The organism is Escherichia sp. TW14182, assembly GCF_000208525.1.
GTDB classification, from domain to species: Bacteria; Pseudomonadota; Gammaproteobacteria; order Enterobacterales; family Enterobacteriaceae; genus Escherichia; species Escherichia ruysiae.
Genome location: NZ_AEJZ01000094.1, coordinates 1 through 19,925, shown reverse-complemented (window position 1 = coordinate 19,925; position 19,925 = coordinate 1). Strand labels below are relative to the sequence as shown.

The following is a 19,925-nucleotide window of genomic DNA, read 5'->3' as shown; positions in this document are numbered from 1 at the left end:
CCTTACACCAGGCTGCCTCCATCAGGAAATAACGGCGGGTTCACCTTCACAGACTTGCTGGTTTGAGAATCCCGGTTGTTCGACGCGAATAAACGGACAAATGATAAACGCGATGATGTACAGGGTTGTATAAGCGATAACCACACCAATTGTACTGAAATAAGGTAACAGCACCACCGCTATCGCAGGGGCCAAAAAGTTAGACAGACCGGCAGAAAGGTTATAAACCGAAATCGCCGCGCCTTTGTGTTTTGGCTCCAGCGCCGGGAAAACCGCCGCCATCGGCACGAACGCTGCAACAAAGATCCCCAGCGCAACGGCGGGCACCATTGCCATCCAGTAGTTATGCCCGAAGTATTGCGGCATGTAGTAGAAAGCCAGACTGGAAAGCGCCATTCCCACACAGCCGAACCAGCGAACAACTTTCATCCAGCCAATTTTCTCTGCCAGTACGCCCCAGAAAATGTTGGTGAAAATCGTCGTGAAGAAGAAGACCGCCCACACCTGTAGCCACTCGGACGTGGTAAAGCCCAGCTCATCGACAAACATCATCGGCATAATCACCGCAAAGCCAAACAGTGACAATGTATTGATAATTCGCACAATACTGGAGAGCAAAATATTGCGGTTGGTATAGAGCAAGGTGACAGCACGGCCAAGCTCGCTGAACTTCTCTTTAGTCGTCAGAGCTTGCATATGATGCGGAGTCTGGATTTTACGCATTGAAACCAGCGCAAGAATACCGCCAGTTACGCAAAACGCCAGCGCCAACCATAGAGTACCCATTTCGCCGATAACCGGGATGGTAAAGCTGGGAATGTAACTACCGAAAACACCAATACCAATGGAATAAACGGCCCAGAACCAGCCCAGCGCGGCACTGGTACTGTCGCTGCGCACGTTATGCACAACGGCAACGATAAAGGCGTAAAGGAAGAGAGGATATGCCAGACCACGAATGCCGTAGAACAGCAGAATTAATGCATAGTTCGCCTGCCCCAGACCGAAGACCAGAAACAGCACATGGAAAATACACCACAGCACAAAACCGATGAACATGGTTTTTTGCGGCGTGATAATTTCCGCCACCACGCCGGATACCCATGCAGAGAGCGCCGCCGCCAGGCCATACAGCGTAAAAGCAAATGAGGCTTGTGCAGGCGTAAAGCCCAGCGCCTTAATATAGTGCGAGAGGAATGCCAGTTCAAAACCATCGCCGGTCATAAAGATAGCAATGGCAATATATCCCCAGACCAGATTTAAAGGTAATCCCAGCCATTGTTTATTCGTTAACGACATAGTGACCTCGTTTGTAGGGTACAAAACGCCGCTCCGGCGTCACCACCGGAGAGCATTAATGACAGTTGTTATTGGTTGCGATAGTTAAGATCGTTGCTGTATAGCGAGTTAAATTGTTGATAACGTTGCATCAAAGCCTGATGACGTTCAGCATCGCCGTGCCAGGTTTGGTAGACTTCCGGTTTTTCGCAGACCGCCGCCAGCGGTTTACCGGCGGCGAGACAAGCCAGACGCGCCGCGCCAAGCGCGCCACCGGTTTCCCCACCTTTATGCGTTACCACCGGCATGTTGAGAATATCCGCCAGCAGTTGCGCCCAGAACGGACTTCTCGCCCCGCCTCCCACCAGCGAACATTGTTCAATAGCCGTTCCACTCTCTTGCAAAACACGCAGCCCGTCAGCGATACCAAAACTCACGCCTTCCAGTACGGCATAGCCCATCAGTGCCCGCTGGCTGGAATGGGTCAGCCCCCAGAACATCCCTCTGGCATCAGGATCGTTATGTGGTGTCCGTTCTCCGGAAAGGTATGGCAGGAACATCGGGGCACTGGCTTTTTCTGCTGGTGAAAGCTGGGCTATCTCTTCGAGTAATTCTGTTTCAGTAACGCCCACCAGACGGCAAAACCATTGCAAACAACTGGCGGCGCTAAGCATAACGCTCATCTGATGCCATAAATTCGGCAGCACATGGCAAAATGCGTGAACGGCTGATTGCGGTGCCGGACGATAAGCATCAGTCACCACAAACAGAACGCCCGATGTCCCCAGAGAAATAAACGCATCGCCGGGAGATACTGCGCCCACACCGATGGCGCTGACCGCGTTATCCCCTCCGCCGCCTGCCACCACCACCGAAGGCGTCAGCCCCCAGCGTTCGGCTACGCGCGGATCGAGCGTGGCAGAGACATCACAACCTTCCACCAGTTCCGGCATATTTGCCCGCGTCAGGCCGCACTTTTGCAACAGCGTGTCTGACCAGTCACGTTTTGCCACGTCGAGCCACAACGTGCCCGCCGAATCCGACATATCGGAGATTTTTTTGCCGGTCATTTTGAAACGCAAGTAGTCTTTCGGCAGTAACACCGTCGCAATACGCGCAAAGTGCTGCGGTTCATGGCGCCGTACCCACAACAGTTTCGGCGCAGTAAATCCGGGCATCGCCAGATTGCCAGCCACCTGATGCAGCTCCGGTGCTATCTCTTCCAGCTCCGCACACTCAAGTGCACTGCGGGTATCGTTCCATAAAATCGCCGGACGAATCGCCTCCCCGGTAGCATCCAGCAGCACTGCGCCGTGCATCTGGCCAGAAAGGCCAATCGCTTTAATCGCCTGCCAGTGATGACCGCATTTTTCCCGTAGCGTTGACATCAGATATTCCGTCGCCTCCCACCAGGCCTGCGGCGATTGTTCTGACCAGTGTGGATGGGGCCGCTGAATAGTCAGTGGCGCGCTATGTGTGGCGACTATTTCATTATTTTCATCAATGACCAGCGCCTTAACTTCCGATGTTCCCAGATCGATGCCCAGATACATAACCGCCTCCAGGTTAATTAATCAGCGTGTAGACGTCAGCAATTTTTTCGCGCAGCAGCGCGGCAAAATCGGCACGGTCGGTTAAATCGCCGAACAGCGCCTTGTCACTGGCATAAACGGCTATCGGGTCGGCGGATTCGAACATCGCATGTACCGCAGGCGCATCAAGAATCCCGTCCTGGTATTCATACGGAAGTTTGCCGAGATGCCACTGCTGCATAAACACATAGAACAGTGCCGGTAACATGGCGGTAGCGTTCGGACGGACACCGCGCTGGTAACATTCGCGCAGAGTAGGCGCAATCATCGCCGGAATTTTTGAGAAGCCATCGGCGGCAACGCGCTGGTTGGTGTCCTGAATATGTGGATTGGTAAAACGTCTGAGCACCACATCACGATAAGTCGCAAGATCAATGCCGTTGTCACCCAGGCAAGGTATGACATCCTCCGTTACGTAGCGATCGGCAATCTGATAAATAAAATCAGTCAGCGTACTTTCGTGGATATATTTCTGACCAACCAGAGTACCTGCCCAGGCGATACAGCTATGAGAAGAGTTAAGAATACGAATTTTCGCTTCTTCATAAGGAATAACCGACTCCACCAGCTCCACGCCGACATTCTCCAGCGCCGGACGTACATCGCGGAAATTATCTTCCACTACCCACTGGATAAAGGTTTCGCCCATGACCGGGGCTTTATCACTCATCCCGGTTTGCGCTTTGATACGTGCCGGAAGTTCTGCCGACGGGCGTGGCGTAATACGATCCACCATGGTATTCGGGCAGGTCGCATTGGCGCTTAACCAGTCGATAACGGTCTGTTTACCCGTAAGTTGTAAGAACTCCACCAGGCCATCATGGAAACGCTCGCCGTTATGCCGCACGTTATCGCAGTTCAGCAGGGTCAGCGATCCGGCGTTATTTGCCATACGAGCTTCAAGAATGCGGGTAACAACACCATAAATGGTTTTGCATTCCCCCTTGAGGTCGGCAGCTAAATCAGAGTTTGTAACTTCCAGCTTATGGCTGGTATTGAGGTAGTAGCCCCCCTCAGTCACCGTAAAGGCAATCACTTTGGTTTTCGGGTCAGCGCCTTCGGTAATCAGCGGTTGTAAGTCGGCCTGCCAGGGCAACAATTTCTGAATTGAGGTGATCTCTTCATATTCGTTCTCCCCTTCCGGGCTAACCGTTTCCAGAACATAGCGGCCTTTTTGCGCCATCAACGCCTGCACAACGTGTTCGGCATCGTTACGAATATTGCCCGCCGCGATACTCCAGCGAGTATCCCCCGCCACCAACAGGCGATGCAGATACCACGCCTGGTGTGCGCGGTGGAAAGAACCTAAACCGATATGCAGCCATGTGTATTTTTCGTTCATTGTCTGTTCTCCATTGACGTTATGGCTGCACTGTAAATGAACATTTAGCTTAAATAAGAGCGTTAGATCACAAAAGAGCAAATGATCTTTAAAATTACAAATGACCAGATGCAGGTAAAAACTTGCCTCACGGCAGAGCTGTCGCCAGAATGACGCTATCTGTTGTGGGATTTTCTCTATCCCACACGCAATCTTGAGGCAGGGAAACGTGAACAAAGAAGATGACATCAGGCTCGATCAAAAAGTACGAGCAGCATGGATGTATTACATCGCCGGACTTAACCAAAGCGAAATCGCCAGTCAGTTAGGAACTTCTCGTCCGGTAGTCCAGCGGCTCATTGCCGCCGCTAAAGACGAAGGGATTGTGTCGATTGGATTGCATCATCCTGTGGCGAATTGTCTCGATTACGCGCAACTTTTAAAGGAAAAGTACCATTTAACCGACTGTAATATTGTGCCGGTATACAGTGTTGAAAGTACCCTCGATAGCGTGACATTTGGCTGTTATCAACTGATGGCGCGTTATTTACAAGGTGATAAACCGACTATTGTCGGTATCGGTTCTGGCTTAACCCTAAAGAAAACCATCAGACGGATTGATTTTGATAGCCAAAACACCCGTTGTGTTGCCCTGATCAGCGCCATGAACGAACACGGACAATGTAACTATTACGACGATGTACCACTACTGCTGGCGAGAAAGATTCAGGGCAAATATTATCAATGGCCTGCCCCGCGCTATGCCCAGTCGCGGGAAGAGCATCAAATGTGGTCAACCAACCGACTGTTTCGCAATGTCTCTGCGGTCGCCTGTAATTCCGATGTCATTTTTGTCGGTATTGGCGCATTAGGTCGGCAAAGCCCGATCTTCAAAGATGGCTTTATCAATGAACAGCAACTGGAAGAGTTAACGATGCTCGGCGGCGTTGGGGAAATTCTCGGGCGCTTTATCGACGCCGACGGCAACGTGGTGGAAAACCATATTAACCGGATGATCACCAGCTACGATATCCGCGAAAGTCAGTGCCCGCGCATCGCTGCCGCCTGCGGTGAAGATAAACGCCCGGCAATTCTCGCGGCGTTAAAAGGCGGATGGATCAACGGCCTGGTGACCGATGAACACACCGCACGTTGGTTATTGACTCGCTAGCCCCCGCCTGGAACTATTTCATCTTCTGCTTGCGAAATAAATCCCGATAGCACAGGTTATCGGGATTTTTATAAACTGAATGATCACCTTATTCGCTTTGCTCTACACCGTAATTAATTTCACCCGTGTATTCTGCAATGCCAGTTTATCCACCTCTGACACGGCATCATCAGTAATAATAATGTCAATTTTTTCGATTGGCAGTACCTGATTAAATCCACGGCGGTTAAATTTCGTTGAGTCCAGTACCGCAACCACTTTATTTGCTGCGGTGACCATAGCACCGCTAATCGAATAACCTTCATTAAAGGTGGTAATGCCATTTACCGCATCGATACCGTCAGCGCCGACAAACATTAAATCGGCATTGATATCCTGCAATGAACGCTCGGCAATAGAACCATGCATCGAGCGCGTTTTATGGCGTACCGTGCCACCACAAACCACCAGCGTAATATCTTTATTTTCAGAAAGGGCAAATGCCGCCGGGAGACTGTTGGTAATCACCGTGATATTTTTGGCAGTCATTAATCCTTCGGCGATAAGCATTGTCGTACTTCCGCTGTCGAGAATAACGGTCATCCCTTCGTGGATCATTTTTACTGCTGCCTGTGCAATTCTGTTTTTCGGCGCACTGGCGAGCTGAAAGCGATCTTTAAATCCTACTTCCTGTGTCTCGGTTTCGCTATTGCCGGACATTATTTTCGCCGCACCACCATGAAAGCGCGTGACCACGCCTTTTTGTTCGAGAAAGCGCAAATCGGCACGGATTGTCGCTTCCGAGGCAGCAAATATTCCCGCCAGATCCTGAACAAGCACGGTCCCCTGTTCATTCACTAATTGGATGATCTTATTCCTTCGCTCGAATGAATTCATCGTCATTTACCCATATTCAATTGCGCATAGTGTAAACGAAGGGGGGGCATTGGTGAATGATCTGTTTTTCACAACGGTGAGCCAGCATCACGCTGGCCCACGGTTTCAGGGAATGAGTAACACCTTACCCGGCATGGTATTGCGAGCGATGTCACGCACCGCCTGAGCGAAGCTTTCAAAACCGCCACGGTGAGCGATTAATGGCTCCAGGCTTAACTTACGTTCTGCCAGCAACCGGCTCGCTGTTTCCCACTCCTGCCCAGGCCACGGGCTGGAGTAGTTCATCCAACTGCCGATAACCGTCAGCTCTTTACGCAATATTTTGCCAAACGTCGCCGACGTTAAATGCAGATCCTGATGCAACGTGCCCACCAGCGCCAGTTGTGCATGAGGCCCGGCAATCTCTACCGCCAGTTCGACAGTTTGCGGTACGCCAGCCGTCTCAAGGATAAGCTGATTAAAACGCAGTTCGCGTAAAACAGCCTGCATATGTGGCGCACTCATTTCACTGCTGTTAAATGTTTGCGTGGCACCAAAGGATTTTGCCAGTGCCAGTTTTTCTGGGCTAATGTCGATAGCCGTCACACTCTTCGCCCCCAGCGCACTGGCGCACTGGATCGCCAGCAGGCCGATAGTTCCGGCACCAATAATAATGACGTTTTTATTTTCACAGCCTTGCGCCAAATGGAAAGCGTGCAGGCCGACGGTAATTGGTTCAATAAAAGCGCCATCCTGAATCGGCATTTCCTCCGGTAGTGCGAAGACATTTTTTCGATTCACCACAATATATTCTGTCAATCCCCCGTTGCGCCGTGATCCAATAAAATCATATTTCGCACACTGGGAATAAAAGCCTTTCAGACATTCCGGACATTGAAAACAGGGTAATAACGGCACACAGGCGACCGCATCGCCAGGTTGTAAATCATCAACACCGGATCCCACCGCATCAATATAGCCGCTAAATTCATGCCCTAATGTTATGGGGTAATAATGTGCACCATTTTTAAATATCCGGGGCAAATCGGAACCACATAATCCCGAACTGGCAATTTTAATTCGCACATCATCCTGATGATGAATTTCGGGTAACTCGTGCTCTTCCACGCGGACAATACCATCAGTATCATTAACAACTGATTTCATAAAAACTCCTGAGTGATAAAGGGGGATATTCTCCCCCTTGGGTATAATTTATTGTGCGACAGCAGCTTTATCTTTGTTAATAACACCGCGCGCCCGACGCCAGGTCATAAAAATACCGGTGAGATAAATAGCACCGATAATAATGAAACCGGGGATATTCTGCGGGGAGAAAACCTGAATCAGTAACCAGGTGATGGGTGAACCGCCCTGATCCATCGAGGCCACCATGCCTCCGGCTTTTAACGCGCCCGCATTGGCAGCCAGTTGGGTATGCAGGCCAATAGTTTGCGTCGCAATCCACAGGGTGATGCTCATAATGATGATGCCAGAGATCAGGGTGCGGAACAGGTTTCCACGATGCACCGCGACCGCCATCGCTACAAAGAAGCCGATGGTGGCAAGGTCGCCAAACGGCAGCACCTGATTACCCGGCACACAAACGGCAATCAATATAGTGAGCGGGATAAAAATCAGGCTTGCCGACACCACAGCCGTATGCCCCAGCAACAACGCCGGATCAAGTCCAATCAAAAATTCCTGACCGCCGAACTTCGCCTGTAAACGGCTACGCGCCTGCTTCGCGATGGGTGTTAAACCATCCATGATGGGCTTGATCACCCGTGGCATCAGCAGCATCACCGCTGCCGTTTTTACTGCCAGTTGCAATACACCTTTGACATCGTAACCGGCAAGAATGCCGATAATCAGTCCCATCACAAAACCCACGGTGACCGGTTCGCCAAAAGGGCCAAATTTGCGCTGAATATCGTCGGCGCTAAATTTAATCCGGTTAATACCAGGGATTTTTTCGATAATGGCATCGACCAGCACCGCAATCGGCCCCATATACGCCGATGTGCCGTGCGGAATGGCAATGCCTTCCAGCTCAAAGAAATCACGGGTATCGCGTGCAAACCAGTCGCCCAGCTTATAAACAAACGCTGCGTGAATCACCACACCCGCGATGCCAATCATCCATGAACCCGTCGCCAGATGCAGCAACGCGCCGGTGAAGGTCATATGCCAGATATTCCAGATATCGACATTCACTACCCGCGTCATACGCGTGAGCAGCATTGCCACGTTAACCAGAATCGCAATCGGAATAGCCACCAGCGCAATTTGCGACGCCCAGGTCATTGGAGATGATCCCGGCCAGCCGACATCGACCACATGCAGATTTAAGTCGAAATTTTCCGCCATCGCTTTCGCCGCCGGGCCAATGGAATCCAGCATTAAGCCAATCACCAGACCGATGCCAACAAAGCCAATCCCGATATGCAGACCCGCTTTAAAGCAATCGCCTGCTTTCATGCCTAATATTTTTGAAAAAATAATAATGACAATCGGCAACATGACCGTAGGGCCAAGGTCGAGAATATAACGCATGACTTCTGAAAACATAGGTCACCCCTGTAAGATAGTCAGAATTTTATTTTGTAATGCTTCGATCCCTACACCAGAAACAAAAGGCATACCGTGAACTAACGGAATATCACCAAAACTGCGGTCAACTTTGGCTGTCGTACAAATAAGATGGACACCATCCATATAAGTTTCTATTTCATTAACCCGACACTGGATTAATTCAACAGGGATATTATGGCTCTGACATAACTCTTTAATCTCTTCCGCCGCCATCGTAGAAGTCGCAACCGCGCCTCCGCAAGCGACAATAATCTTGCGTTTCATAAATAGTCCTTTTTATTAGTACAGAGGGATTTTATTCATTTGAATCTAAAACAGATGTTTTGAAATATTCCATTAATTGCACTTCAGGAATGCTGATAAGCGTTTCGACCACATCGGGTTGTTGCAGCTTGCCAAATAAACGGCGTAAAAGTTTCAGTTGCTGCTGTGGATTTTCTACAATCAGGGCGATGATTAATGAAACCGCCACTTCATTATCATCATCTGCTTGCTGAAAATTGATTTTATCCGCGAGTCTTAACAGATAAATGGCTGACGTTTTTGCATGAATCGCCTCGCAGTGCGGTATTGCAATGGCGTGCTGTTCCAGCATGATCCCGGTGGGGAACTCCGCTTCTCTGCCAATTAATGCCTGCGGCCAGGAGTCATGAACAACGCCTCGCGCGACCATTTCGTTGCCAATATGGGTTAGTGCTTCGCGGCGATTGGCAAAAGAAATTCCGCTACGAACAAATAACTTTGTCATATTACATCCTTATTATTTTGCACAACCGTAACGATAGGCGCGCAGAACATCAAAAATTTTATCCATAATAAGCTGATGTGGTATCGCCTTGAGTTCCTCGCTCTGGATGCGTTCAAATTGCTTTGGTAAATACTGACTAATTATACCCAGTGGAATTTCGACACCGTCAAGGTTCGCCATCATCATCTCGACGCTATTTTTAATTCGGCTATGCGGCCAGTAATAACGGATACGATCAGAAAGGCTATAACGAATATCCAGTAAAGAATCGTTAAATCCAGTACGGTAATATTTTTTCCAGTATTGCGGTTCGTCGAGCATGACTTCTTCAATCACGTCAAGACAACTGCTGCGATTTTCCGGCGCGATAAGTTCCCGCTCAATTTGCGCCAGAGCAAATATCGCCTCGCGTAAAGCAAAGGTTAATGCTGGCCCTACTTTCAAAATGGCAAAGTGATCGCGTACTAATTCCCGATACGCCGCCCGGGTCTGGTAATCGGTGGAATGTGCTTCATAAACCATTCTGGTGTTTTCTATCCATTGCGCCAGCGACTGCGCTTCTTGCGGCTGATAATGGATAATATTGCTGTGATCAAATTCCACGCCAGGCTGTACCACTATCGCAATCACGCGCGTTAACGCCTCTGTCAGGCCACGGGCAATAAACGCTTTTTGATGTGTACGTAAAGTATTGGCGGCATCTTCTACCCTTGTGATGTGCACCGACTGAATGGCGCTGGCCTCACCGCCCGGAACCGGAACTTCGGTGCCAATCACATAAGTCAGTTGTTCACGCTGGCAATCTGTCGCCACGCTTTCCGCAGCAAAGCAAAGTACAGCGGCACGTTCAGCAACCGTTTCTGGCACTAACGGTACAGGATCACCCGCACAGGACATTGACGCATCAAGATGAATTTTACTGAAACCGGCACGAACATATGCCTTTACCAGTTCGACGGATTTTTCCATCGCCGCATCCGCATTTTCTTGCTGCCAGCAGTTTGGCCCCAGATGATCACCGCCAAGAATAATGCGCTCGCGCGCAAACCCAACTCTATCGGCAATCGCAAAAACAAATTCGCGAAAATCTGCCGGTGTCATTCCGGTATAACCGCCAAATTGATTGACCTGGTTTGACGTTGCTTCAATCAGCACCTTGCGTGTGCTGTTGAGATCGAAAGCCAGCGCCGCTTCAATAACCAACGGATGCGCCGAACAGACTGAACAAATTCCGATATGTTCACCGGCTTTATGCCGGGCAATTAACGTTTTCATGGTTTTTCCTTGTTAAATGGCAGATGCGTTATGCCCTGCCTTCGCAGCCGCAATCGGCAATCACTTTGCGCACCACATCGCGCATTGCGAATTTTGCCGACTGTAAATAATCCCGGGGATCGGTCGCCTCTGGATGCTCCGTCAGATAACGTTTTAACGCCTGCGAGAAGGCATTTTTCAGCTCCGTCGCGACATTGATTTTGCAAATTCCCAGGTTAATGCTTTGACGAATGTCCGCAGAAGACAGTCCCGACGCACCATGCAGTACCAGCGGTAGCGCAACCTGCTGACGAATGGCCTCAAGGCGGGAGAAATCCAGCGCCGGAGCACTGGCATACATACCGTGAGCGGTGCCGATGGCGACCGCCAGGGAATCAATCCCGGTTGCCTCGGCATATTCACGCGCCTGTACGGGGTTGGTGTACAACGCATCGGCTTCATTGACTTGCACATCATCTTCCTGGCCGCCAAGTTGCCCCAGCTCCGCTTCGACGCTGACATCAAAGCGATGGCAAAAATCCACCACCTCTTTGACCCGTGAAATATTTTGCGCATAAGGCAAATGCGAGGCGTCAATCATTACTGAGCGCACGCCGGAGCGCACTTTCTGAGCGATATCTTCAAACTTTGTGTGATGGTCAAGGTGAATCGCCAGCGGATGGTGATACTGCTTCGCCATCGCGCTAACCAGCGCCAGTAAGTTTTCTGTTCCGGCATGGTTAAATGTACCTGGCGTTCCGGCGATGATGACCGGCGCATTCAGGCTGGCTGCGCTTTCCACCACCACCTGCATCGTTTCGAGATTGTGAATATTGAATGCCGGAACCGCGTAGCCGCCGCGCTGCGCGTTGTTCAGCATCTGCTTTGTCGATACCACGTACATTTTCATATCCTGTCGCTCTCTTTCGATTTCAAAATATAATGAAATTATTTGTTTTTAAATGTCGAGATAACGATCACAAAAACGACAAAATGAAAATTAATCCAGCAATAACAGACAAAAAAAAGGCCTCCCGTGGGGAAGCCGTAACAAAGTGCGAGTGGTTTTATGCCAGATGCGGCGTGAACGCCTTATCCGACCTACGGGGCAGTGCTGTTCGTTTAAAACGTATCAGGCGATAGTAATTTTGCTATCAAGATAAACGTCCTGCACGGCGTTAATCAGTTTCACGCCGTCGGCCATCGATTTCTTGAACGCTTTACGTCCGAGGATCAGCCCCATTCCGCCTGCGCGTTTGTTGATAACCGCAGTACGCACCGCATCGCTAAGGTCAGTTTCACCGCCCGCAGCACCACCGGAGTTAATCAACCCTGCGCGCCCCATATAGCAGTTAGCTAACTGATAACGCACCAGATCAATCGGGTTTTCGCTGGTCAGCTTGCTGTACACGCGATCGTCGGTGTAGCCGTAATTAATCGCTTTATAGCCACCGTTATTTTCCGCCATTTTCTGTTTGACGATGTCCGCGCCAATGGTCGCCGCCAGATGGTTCGCCTGACCGGTCAGGTCGGCGGAAACGTGGTAATCAACGCCCTCTTTCTTAAAGGCGGAATTACGCAAATAGGCCCACAGCACTGTCACCATGCCCAGTTCATGCGCACGTTCAAAGGCCGCAGAAATTTCTTCAATCTGGCGACGTGACTCTTCTGAGCCAAAATAAATGGTCGCACCAACCGCCACCGCGCCCATATTGAACGCCTGCTCTACGCTGGCATATAGCGTTTGATCGTAGGTGTTCGGGTAACTTAGCGTCTCGTTATGGTTGAGTTTGACGAGGAACGGAATGCGGTGCGCGTAACGCCGCGATACCGATGCCAGCACGCCGTAAGTTGACGCCACACAGTTACAGCCCGCTTCAATCGCCAGCTCAACAATATTTTTCGGATCAAAGTAGAGCGGGTTAGCGGCAAATGAAGCTCCGGCAGAGTGCTCGACGCCCTGATCAACCGGCAAAATGGAAAGGTATCCCGTTCCCGCCAGACGCCCGGTGTTGTACAGCGTCTGCATATTACGTAACACCGCTGGCGGGCGATTATTGTCAATCATCACGCGATCTACGTAGTCATGTCCGGGGAGATAAAGCTGGTCAGAAGGAATAGTCATACAACGATGCTGTAAAAGGTTGTCGGCATCTTTGCCAAGCAACTGCGCAATATCTGTCATTACTATGCTCCCGTAAATTCCGATTGGATATCGGCTATGGATTGTCCTGGCCCGCCTTTGCGGGCAATCATAATCCTGGTCGTTACAGGCTATTTTTTCCATTCTCAGGATGTTTTTTCAGCGTTTTCTGTTGGCTCGATTCATCAAAAAAAGTGTTACAGCGGTCAAGTTTTCATCGCAAAGGTATTTAAAAGGTATTATTAGATGGTATTGTCAGCGCGTACCTTACATTACCTGTCATGAAGGAATTAAAAGATGAAAACAACAGCAAAGCTGTCGTTCATGATGTTTGTTGAATGGTTTATCTGGGGCGCGTGGTTTGTGCCATTGTGGTTGTGGTTAAGTAAAAGTGGTTTTAGCGCCGGAGAGATTGGCTGGTCGTATGCCTGTACTGCCATTGCGGCGATCCTGTCGCCGATTCTGGTTGGCTCCATCACTGACCGCTTTTTCTCAGCGCAGAAAGTGCTGGCAGTATTGATGTTCGCTGGCGCAGTGCTGATGTATTTCGCCGCGCAACAGACCACTTTTGCCGGGTTCTTCCCGTTACTGCTGGCCTACTCGCTAACCTATATGCCGACCATTGCGCTGACTAACAGCATCGCTTTTGCCAACGTGCCGGATGTGGAGCGTGATTTCCCGCGCATTCGTGTGATGGGCACTATCGGCTGGATTGCCTCTGGTCTGGCATGTGGATTCTTGCCGCAAATGCTGGGGTATGCCGATATCTCACCGACTAACATCCCGCTGCTGATTACCGCCGGAAGTTCTGCTCTGCTCGGTGTGTTTGCGTTTTTACTGCCCGACACACCGCCAAAAAGCACCGGCAAAATGGACATTAAAGTCATGCTCGGCCTGGATGCGCTGATCCTGCTGCGCGATAAAAACTTCCTCGTCTTTTTCTTCTGTTCATTCCTGTTTGCGATGCCACTGGCGTTCTATTACATCTTTGCCAACGGTTATCTGACCGAAGTCGGCATGAAAAACGCCACCGGCTGGATGACGCTCGGCCAGTTCTCTGAAATCTTCTTTATGCTGGCATTGCCGTTTTTCACTAAACGCTTTGGTATCAAAAAGGTATTATTGCTTGGTCTGGTCACCGCTGCGATCCGCTATGGCTTCTTTATTTACGGTAGTGCGGATGAATATTTCACCTACGCGCTATTGTTCCTCGGCATTTTGCTGCACGGCGTAAGTTACGATTTTTACTACGTTACCGCCTACATCTATGTCGATAAAAAAGCCCCCGAGCATATGCGTACCGCTGCGCAGGGGCTGATCACGCTCTGCTGCCAGGGCTTCGGCAGTTTGCTCGGCTATCGTCTTGGCGGTGTGATGATGGAAAAGATGTTCGCTTATCCGGAACCGGTAAACGGACTGACTTTCAACTGGGCCGGGATGTGGACTTTTGGCGCGGTGATGATTGCCATTATCGCCGTGCTGTTCATGATTTTTTTCCGCGAATCAGACAACGAAATTACGGCAATCAAGGTCGATGATCGCGATATTGCGTTGACACAAGAGGAAGCAAAATGAAAACAGAACGTATTCTCGGTGCTCTTTACGGGCAGGCGTTAGGGGATGCGATAGGGATGCCCTCCGAGCTTTGGCCTCGTTCCCGCGTCAAAGCACACTTTGGCTGGATTGACCGATTTCTGCCTGGACCAAAGGAGAATAACGCGGCCTGTTATTTTAACCGCGCCGAATTCACCGATGATACCTCGATGGCGCTGTGTCTGGCGGATGCGCTGCTGGAACGTGAAGGCGAGATAGACCCGGATCTGATTGGGCGTAATATTCTCGACTGGGCGCTGCGTTTCGACGCTTTCAACAAAAACGTGCTTGGCCCGACCTCAAAAATTGCGCTTAACGCCATTCGCGACGGAAAGCCCGTTGCTGAACTGGAAAACAATGGCGTGACCAACGGTGCCGCGATGCGCGTCTCACCATTGGGTTGTTTACTTCCGGCGCGCAATGTTGATTCCTTTATTGATGATGTGGCGCTGGCATCCAGCCCGACCCACAAATCCGATCTGGCGGTTGCAGGCGCGGTAGTCATCGCATGGGCGATTTCTCGTGCCATTGACGGAGAAAGCTGGTCAGCGATTGTTGATTCACTGCCTTCGATTGCGCGACATGCTCAACAAAAACGCATCACCACGTTCAGCGCCTCACTGGCGGCGCGTCTGGAGATTGCGCTGAAGATTGTTCGTCACGCCGACGGCACCGAATCCGCCAGCGAACAGCTTTACCAGGTGGTTGGCGCGGGCACCAGCACTATCGAGTCCGTTCCATGCGCCATTGCGCTGGTTGAACTGGCACAAACCGATCCTAACCGCTGCGCCGTCCTGTGCGCCAATCTTGGCGGCGACACAGACACCATCGGTGCTATGGCGACGGCAATTTGCGGCGCGTTGCATGGTGTAAATGCTATCGATCCTGCGTTAAAGGCGGAACTGGATGCGGTAAATCAGCTTGATTTCAACCGCTATGCCACGGCGCTGGCGAAATATCGCCAACAACGGGAGGCGGTATGAGCGGCGCTCGATTACACACGCAGCTGCCTGAATTAACCACGCGTCAGCCGGTTATGGTAATTGGCGCGGCGGTCATTGATGTGATCGCCGACGCTTACGCCCTGCCCTGGCGCGGGTGCGATATCGAACTGAAACAGCAGAGCGTAAATGTTGGCGGCTGTGCGTTGAACATTGCCGTAGCGTTAAAGCGCCTCGGTATCGAAGCGGGTAACGCCCTGCCGCTCGGTCAGGGGGTGTGGGCGGAGATTATTCGCAACCGGATGGCAAAAGAGGGATTAATCAGCCTGATCGATAACGCCGAAGGTGATAACGGCTGGTGTCTGGCGCTGGTTGAGCCGGATGGCGAACGCACTTTTATGTCGTTCAGCGGTGTGGAAAATCAGTGGAATCACCAGTGGCTGGCGCGACTAACCGTTGCACCTGGTAGCCTGCTCTATTTTTCTGGTTATCAACTGGCCTCGCCCTGCGGCGAATTGTTAGTGGATTGGCTGGAGGGACTGCAAGACGTGACGCCGTTTATTGATTTTGGCCCTCGTATTGGCGATATCCCGGATGCATTACTGGCGCGGATCATGGCTTGTCGACCGCTGGTGTCGCTTAATCGCCAGGAGGCTGAGATTGCTGCCGAACGTTTTGCTTTATCCGCAGATATAACAACACTTGGCAAGCAGTGGCAGGAGAAATTTTCCGCGCCATTGATCGTTCGTCTGGATAAAGAAGGTGCCTGGTATTTCAGCAACGGCGCTTCTGGCTGCGTTCCGGCATTTCCCACGCAAATCGTTGATACGATTGGTGCAGGCGACAGTCATGCAGGTGGCGTACTTGCCGGGCTGGCCTCCGGTTTACCGCTGGCAGACGCAGTGCTGCTGGGTAATGCGGTGGCATCGTGGGTTGTCGGACATCGCGGCGGTGATTGCGCGCCAACGCGCGAGGAACTACTCCTCGCACACAAAAACGTATAGATCGCTGCGACAGTGACTGATGCTGTACTCAATAGGCCGTTGCTGTTGGTCAAGCGCCACTTGCTTGATCACCAGCACCGGTATTTTGCTATCTAACTGAATATGTGACTGAAACTCGGCATCCGGCATTCGGGCGCTAACGCGGGAACGGGTACGCTTTGGAAAAATATGCTGACTGCGAAAGTAGTCATAGAGAGAAATACCGATGGCATCAACATCATGAATTAAATGCGCAGGAACCCACGACTCCTCAATCGATACCGCTTCTTCATCCACGTAGCGAATGCGCTTAAGCAAGAAGACATCACTTCCTGCTTCAACCGCCAGCTGCTGCGCGACTTCTTCAGGGCACTCTACCACTCGCTTGTTAACCCACAGCGTGTCGGGCTTTTTACCGCGCAACACCACCTGCTGCGAAAAGCCTCGCGCTTCTTTTAACGAGTATTCGAAGATGTTGTTGATCTGCGTGCCGTAACCACGCGAACGCGTCACCACGCCCTCTTCTTCCAGCGCCTGCATCGCCTTGCGCACCGTAATGCGCGAAACGCCGGTTAACTGACTTAAATCGCGTTCGCCGGGCAAAATATTGCCATGCTCCAGCACCCCGCTACGCACGGCATTTTTTACCGTTTCGGCAAACTTAATATAAAGCGGCGTGTTGTCCGCCGCTAAAATACGTTCATTCAGTTGGGCAATAAGCTGGGTATGCGCTTGTTCCATTTGTCTTTTTCCTGCCGGGGAGTCTGGTGGGAGTATATCACTGCTTCTTATTTAAGGCGTTTCTTTAATCCCATGAACGAATGCCTGCAACTCCTCCGCCGTGCCATTAAACACATTAAAATCTACCGAACCATTAATGCCATCCACCTGTCCACGGTCGGAATGCTGCCAGAAACGCCAGGCCATTCCGTCATTGTCCGGACGACGTTGATAATAGTGAGCCACCCACCACGGATATTCATTGAAATGGCCCGCCAGATTCGTGTGATAAAACGTCGCGCCAGCATAAATAATCGGCTTTTTTCCCGTGCTTTTTTCGACCATTTTTAGCCACTGACTGACCCGATTGCGTAATTCTTTTGCCGATAATTTTCCTCGCTCTTCTACGTCCAGCACGGCAGGGAAATCGCCGTGGGCAAAATCCACCGTTTGCAGAAATAATCTGGCCTGAACTGAAGCGGATACCGACGGGGAAAAATAGTGATACGCCCCACGCAGCAGGCCATTTTCACGGCTTCTTTGCCAGTTGCGCGAAAAATACGGGTCCACCAGCTTTTCGCCTTCCGTCGCCTTGATAAAGGCAAATTGTAAGCGGATACCGTTATCGCGCATTTTTGCCACCCGCTGCCAGTCGATCCGCTCCTGCCAGCGCGAAACATCTATTCCGTGAATGGTATAACTGGCAGGAATGCGAATAGCAAAAGATTTAACCGGGCGATAACCGTAGAAGTGGATGTAGTCTTTGATCTGAATTGCTGTCGAATAGAAAAAATTCACCGTCTGGCGGGGATAAATCGCCACGATGGAAATTAGCCCCAAAGCGCATAACAAGGCGGTGAATTTTTTGCGACTGACGATTTTTAGCTGCATTGGTTTCATCCCTGAATTTCAGCACAAAAAAAGCTGACAATAACCAAAGCAGCTATAGTACGGCGCTTACCACCAGGCGTGGAAGTGGTGAACCGGACCAATCCCGTGACCGACTTCCAGCGTGTCGGCCTGGGCTAACGCTGCCGACAGCCAGCTTTTTGCCTCCTGTACGGTGTCGCCCCAGTTTGTATGGCGCGGACGCAACGCCGCCAGTGCCGCAGAGAGCGTACAACCGGTGCCGTGGGTGTTTTTGGTCATAATGCGCGGTGCGGTAAAACGTTGTTCACCGTCGCGGGTAAACAGCCAGTCCGGGCTTTGTTCATCATCCAGATGACCGCCTTTCATTAGCACAGCGCCACAGCCCATCGCCAATAATTCACGTCCCTGCTCCAGCATTTCCTGTTCATTACGCGCGTGTGGCGCATCGAGCAAAGCAGCTGCTTCCGGCAAGTTCGGTGTAATTAATGAAACCTGTGGCAATAATCGACTACGTAGCGTGGCTACCGCCGAAGGTGAAAGCAGCGGGTCGCCGCTTTTCGCCAGCATGACGGTATCCAGCACCACGTTTTGGATCTGATAACGTTGCAGCCGTTCCGCCACCGCTTCAACGATATCGGTTTCTGCCAACATGCCGATTTTGGTGGTGTCGATTCGCACATCACTGAACACCGAATCGAGCTGGGCGGCGACAAAATCAGGATCAATGCGATACACCGACTGTACGCCACGGGTATTTTGCGCCACCAGTGCAGTAATAACTGAGCAACCATAAGCGCCAAGTGCCGAGAAGGTTTTAAGATCGGCCTGAATCCCCGCACCACCGCTCGGATCTGTACCAGCAATGGTCAGAGCGTTAATCCGTTTCATGCCTGCACCTCCTGCGTCAGCTGCCAGAGCGCATCAAGGAAATGTGGAACAAAACTGCCCGGCCCTTCGCTTCTGACGACTGCGCGTTCTCCGGCTTGTTTCATCCAGTGACAGGCAGATGCAACATTTTCCAGCGTATCGCCTGGTAACGCACTACAGGCAGCGACAACTGCCGATAATGCGCAGCCAGTTCCCACCACTTTGGTCATTAACGGGTCACCGCCGTGAATACCAACGGTGCGACGACCATTAGTAACATAATCCACCTCGCCAGTGACCACGACGATTGCGCCGGTTTCCCGTGCCAGAGTTTGTGCGGCGGGCAACGCATTGGCTGCTGCGTCAGTGGTATCCACACCACGACCACCATTAGCGATGCCTGCTAATGCCATGATTTCCGAAGCATTACCGCGTATGGCGCTTGGTTTAAGAGACAGGAGTTTCAGACAAAAACGGCGGCGATAATCGAGTGCACCAACCGCGACCGGGTCAAGTGTCCAGGGTGTTTGGGAGCGTGTTGCCTGTTCTACGGCGGCACGCATCGCCTGTGCGCGTGGCTGCGTCAGTGTACCAACGTTAATCAGTAAAGCACTGGCAATTGCCGCAAACTGACTGGCCTCTTCGGTTTCGATAACCATCGCTGGCGATGCGCCGAGCGCCAGTAAAGTATTGGCAGTAAAGGTTTGCACCACATCATTAGTCATGCAATGCACAAGGGGGGAATATTGGTGAAAAAGGTGTAACACGGGCGCTGATTGCGCCGGACTCAGCAGGTCGACTTGCATAATTTGCTCCTGCCATAACGTGAAGAAGCAATGACCTGATGGTCTGTGACTTCCCTACGCTGGCATTATCCAGATCAGGTGGTACGGGTATTTCTTACTAATTTTTGTTATCAGTTGATAATTAATAAGTTTTTCAGCACACAATAATTAAAAACCTCAAAACTGACCACACAACTGACCACACATTT

At 51.0% G+C, this 19,925-nt stretch carries 19 protein-coding genes; 4 read left to right on the top strand and 15 right to left on the bottom strand.

The features are described from left to right. Positions 1-21: 21 nt before the first annotated feature. The 3 genes from EQY_RS0109725 to dalD form a co-directional block, all read right to left on the bottom strand. Positions 22-1,299: an RbtT/DalT/CsbX family MFS transporter gene (locus tag EQY_RS0109725; RefSeq protein WP_000060036.1), complete on the bottom strand. Its 1,278-nt coding sequence runs from the start codon at positions 1,297-1,299 to the stop codon at positions 22-24. Positions 1,300-1,367: 68 nt separating this feature from the next. Continuing rightward, positions 1,368-2,831 carry a xylulokinase gene (gene xylB, locus EQY_RS0109720; protein ID WP_000280577.1) on the bottom strand — a complete coding sequence of 488 codons (1,464 nt, stop codon included), beginning with the start codon at positions 2,829-2,831 and terminating at the stop codon, positions 1,368-1,370. 13 nt (positions 2,832-2,844) lie between these two features. Beyond that, positions 2,845-4,212, bottom strand: a complete 1,368-nt coding sequence (dalD, locus tag EQY_RS0109715) for a D-arabinitol 4-dehydrogenase (protein ID WP_001003647.1) — start codon at positions 4,210-4,212, stop codon at positions 2,845-2,847. Between the two features lie 208 nt (positions 4,213-4,420). Here dalD and EQY_RS0109710 point away from each other — a divergent pair, with 208 nt between their 5' ends. Further along, positions 4,421-5,362, top strand: coding sequence for a sugar-binding transcriptional regulator (locus EQY_RS0109710; RefSeq protein WP_001030843.1), 942 nt, complete (start codon positions 4,421-4,423; stop codon positions 5,360-5,362). A gap of 102 nt (positions 5,363-5,464) precedes the next feature. Here EQY_RS0109710 and EQY_RS0109705 read toward each other — a convergent pair whose 3' ends face one another. The 8 genes from EQY_RS0109705 to fbaB form a co-directional block, all read right to left on the bottom strand. Beyond that, positions 5,465-6,238 carry a DeoR/GlpR family DNA-binding transcription regulator gene (locus tag EQY_RS0109705; protein WP_010347143.1) on the bottom strand — a complete coding sequence of 258 codons (774 nt, stop codon included), beginning with the start codon at positions 6,236-6,238 and terminating at the stop codon, positions 5,465-5,467. 105 nt (positions 6,239-6,343) lie between these two features. Then, positions 6,344-7,384: a galactitol-1-phosphate 5-dehydrogenase gene (gatD, locus tag EQY_RS0109700; RefSeq protein WP_000844259.1), complete on the bottom strand. Its 1,041-nt coding sequence runs from the start codon at positions 7,382-7,384 to the stop codon at positions 6,344-6,346. 48 nt (positions 7,385-7,432) lie between these two features. Then, the gene (locus EQY_RS0109695) at positions 7,433-8,788 is read right to left on the bottom strand and encodes a PTS galactitol transporter subunit IIC (protein WP_000490656.1); all 1,356 of its coding nucleotides are present in this window, start codon (positions 8,786-8,788) and stop codon (positions 7,433-7,435) included. Between the two features lie 3 nt (positions 8,789-8,791). Continuing rightward, positions 8,792-9,076, bottom strand: coding sequence for a PTS galactitol transporter subunit IIB (gene gatB / locus EQY_RS0109690; RefSeq protein WP_000823282.1), 285 nt, complete (start codon positions 9,074-9,076; stop codon positions 8,792-8,794). Positions 9,077-9,107: 31 nt separating this feature from the next. Next, a complete protein-coding gene (gatA, locus tag EQY_RS0109685) occupies positions 9,108-9,560 on the bottom strand; it encodes a PTS galactitol transporter subunit IIA (RefSeq protein ID WP_000163641.1) in 453 nt (150 codons plus the stop codon). Positions 9,561-9,572: 12 nt separating this feature from the next. Further along, a complete protein-coding gene (gene gatZ / locus EQY_RS0109680; RefSeq protein ID WP_000853822.1) occupies positions 9,573-10,835 on the bottom strand; it encodes a tagatose-bisphosphate aldolase subunit GatZ in 1,263 nt (420 codons plus the stop codon). A 28-nt stretch (positions 10,836-10,863) separates the two neighbouring features. Further along, positions 10,864-11,718: a tagatose bisphosphate family class II aldolase gene (locus EQY_RS0109675; RefSeq protein WP_000289781.1), complete on the bottom strand. Its 855-nt coding sequence runs from the start codon at positions 11,716-11,718 to the stop codon at positions 10,864-10,866. 228 nt (positions 11,719-11,946) lie between these two features. Continuing rightward, on the bottom strand, positions 11,947-12,999 hold the full coding sequence (gene fbaB, locus EQY_RS0109670; RefSeq protein WP_000129560.1) for a class I fructose-bisphosphate aldolase: 1,053 nt from the start codon (positions 12,997-12,999) through the stop codon (positions 11,947-11,949). Positions 13,000-13,254: 255 nt separating this feature from the next. On the opposite strand from fbaB, the gene EQY_RS0109665 reads away from it, so the two are divergent. Genes EQY_RS0109665 through EQY_RS0109655 form a run of 3 tightly spaced genes read left to right on the top strand, consistent with a single transcriptional unit; the run spans position 13,255 to position 16,495 of the window. Continuing rightward, the gene (locus EQY_RS0109665) at positions 13,255-14,532 is read left to right on the top strand and encodes a nucleoside permease (RefSeq protein ID WP_000858526.1); all 1,278 of its coding nucleotides are present in this window, start codon (positions 13,255-13,257) and stop codon (positions 14,530-14,532) included. Continuing rightward, a complete protein-coding gene (locus EQY_RS0109660) occupies positions 14,529-15,533 on the top strand; it encodes an ADP-ribosylglycohydrolase family protein (RefSeq protein WP_000846186.1) in 1,005 nt (334 codons plus the stop codon). Before EQY_RS0109665 ends, EQY_RS0109660 begins: the two co-directional genes overlap by 4 nt. Beyond that, positions 15,530-16,495, top strand: a complete 966-nt coding sequence (locus EQY_RS0109655) for a carbohydrate kinase family protein (protein WP_000012010.1) — start codon at positions 15,530-15,532, stop codon at positions 16,493-16,495. The genes EQY_RS0109660 and EQY_RS0109655 overlap by 4 nt, the downstream gene beginning before the upstream one ends. Here EQY_RS0109655 and EQY_RS0109650 read toward each other — a convergent pair. The 4 genes from EQY_RS0109650 to thiM form a co-directional block, all read right to left on the bottom strand. Continuing rightward, complete coding sequence (locus EQY_RS0109650) at positions 16,469-17,215, bottom strand: GntR family transcriptional regulator (RefSeq protein WP_000434025.1); 747 nt, start codon at positions 17,213-17,215, stop codon at positions 16,469-16,471. The two genes, EQY_RS0109655 and EQY_RS0109650, sit on opposite strands and share 27 nt — an antisense overlap. Positions 17,216-17,266: 51 nt before the next feature. Further along, positions 17,267-18,085: a glycoside hydrolase family 25 protein gene (locus tag EQY_RS0109645; protein WP_010347161.1), complete on the bottom strand. Its 819-nt coding sequence runs from the start codon at positions 18,083-18,085 to the stop codon at positions 17,267-17,269. Positions 18,086-18,151: 66 nt separating this feature from the next. Beyond that, on the bottom strand, positions 18,152-18,952 hold the full coding sequence (gene thiD / locus EQY_RS0109640; protein WP_000822251.1) for a bifunctional hydroxymethylpyrimidine kinase/phosphomethylpyrimidine kinase: 801 nt from the start codon (positions 18,950-18,952) through the stop codon (positions 18,152-18,154). Continuing rightward, entirely contained in the window at positions 18,949-19,737 is a 789-nt protein-coding gene (gene thiM, locus EQY_RS0109635; RefSeq protein WP_001195574.1) for a hydroxyethylthiazole kinase, read from the bottom strand. The genes thiD and thiM overlap by 4 nt, the downstream gene beginning before the upstream one ends. Between the last annotated feature and the right edge of the window lie 188 nt (positions 19,738-19,925).

Coding starts and splice junctions, on each gene's coding strand:
- EQY_RS0109725 (WP_000060036.1), bottom strand. CDS start 1,299: ATGTCGTTAACGAATAAACAATGGCTGGGATTACCTTTAAATCTGGTC.
- xylB (WP_000280577.1), bottom strand. CDS start 2,831: ATGTATCTGGGCATCGATCTGGGAACATCGGAAGTTAAGGCGCTGGTC.
- dalD (WP_001003647.1), bottom strand. CDS start 4,212: ATGAACGAAAAATACACATGGCTGCATATCGGTTTAGGTTCTTTCCAC.
- EQY_RS0109705 (WP_010347143.1), bottom strand. CDS start 6,238: ATGAATTCATTCGAGCGAAGGAATAAGATCATCCAATTAGTGAATGAA.
- gatD (WP_000844259.1), bottom strand. CDS start 7,384: ATGAAATCAGTTGTTAATGATACTGATGGTATTGTCCGCGTGGAAGAG.
- EQY_RS0109695 (WP_000490656.1), bottom strand. CDS start 8,788: ATGTTTTCAGAAGTCATGCGTTATATTCTCGACCTTGGCCCTACGGTC.
- gatB (WP_000823282.1), bottom strand. CDS start 9,076: ATGAAACGCAAGATTATTGTCGCTTGCGGAGGCGCGGTTGCGACTTCT.
- gatA (WP_000163641.1), bottom strand. CDS start 9,560: ATGACAAAGTTATTTGTTCGTAGCGGAATTTCTTTTGCCAATCGCCGC.
- gatZ (WP_000853822.1), bottom strand. CDS start 10,835: ATGAAAACGTTAATTGCCCGGCATAAAGCCGGTGAACATATCGGAATT.
- EQY_RS0109675 (WP_000289781.1), bottom strand. CDS start 11,718: ATGTACGTGGTATCGACAAAGCAGATGCTGAACAACGCGCAGCGCGGC.
- fbaB (WP_000129560.1), bottom strand. CDS start 12,999: ATGACAGATATTGCGCAGTTGCTTGGCAAAGATGCCGACAACCTTTTA.
- EQY_RS0109665 (WP_000858526.1), top strand. CDS start 13,255: ATGAAAACAACAGCAAAGCTGTCGTTCATGATGTTTGTTGAATGGTTT.
- EQY_RS0109660 (WP_000846186.1), top strand. CDS start 14,529: ATGAAAACAGAACGTATTCTCGGTGCTCTTTACGGGCAGGCGTTAGGG.
- EQY_RS0109655 (WP_000012010.1), top strand. CDS start 15,530: ATGAGCGGCGCTCGATTACACACGCAGCTGCCTGAATTAACCACGCGT.
- EQY_RS0109650 (WP_000434025.1), bottom strand. CDS start 17,215: ATGGAACAAGCGCATACCCAGCTTATTGCCCAACTGAATGAACGTATT.
- EQY_RS0109645 (WP_010347161.1), bottom strand. CDS start 18,085: ATGCAGCTAAAAATCGTCAGTCGCAAAAAATTCACCGCCTTGTTATGC.
- thiD (WP_000822251.1), bottom strand. CDS start 18,952: ATGAAACGGATTAACGCTCTGACCATTGCTGGTACAGATCCGAGCGGT.
- thiM (WP_001195574.1), bottom strand. CDS start 19,737: ATGCAAGTCGACCTGCTGAGTCCGGCGCAATCAGCGCCCGTGTTACAC.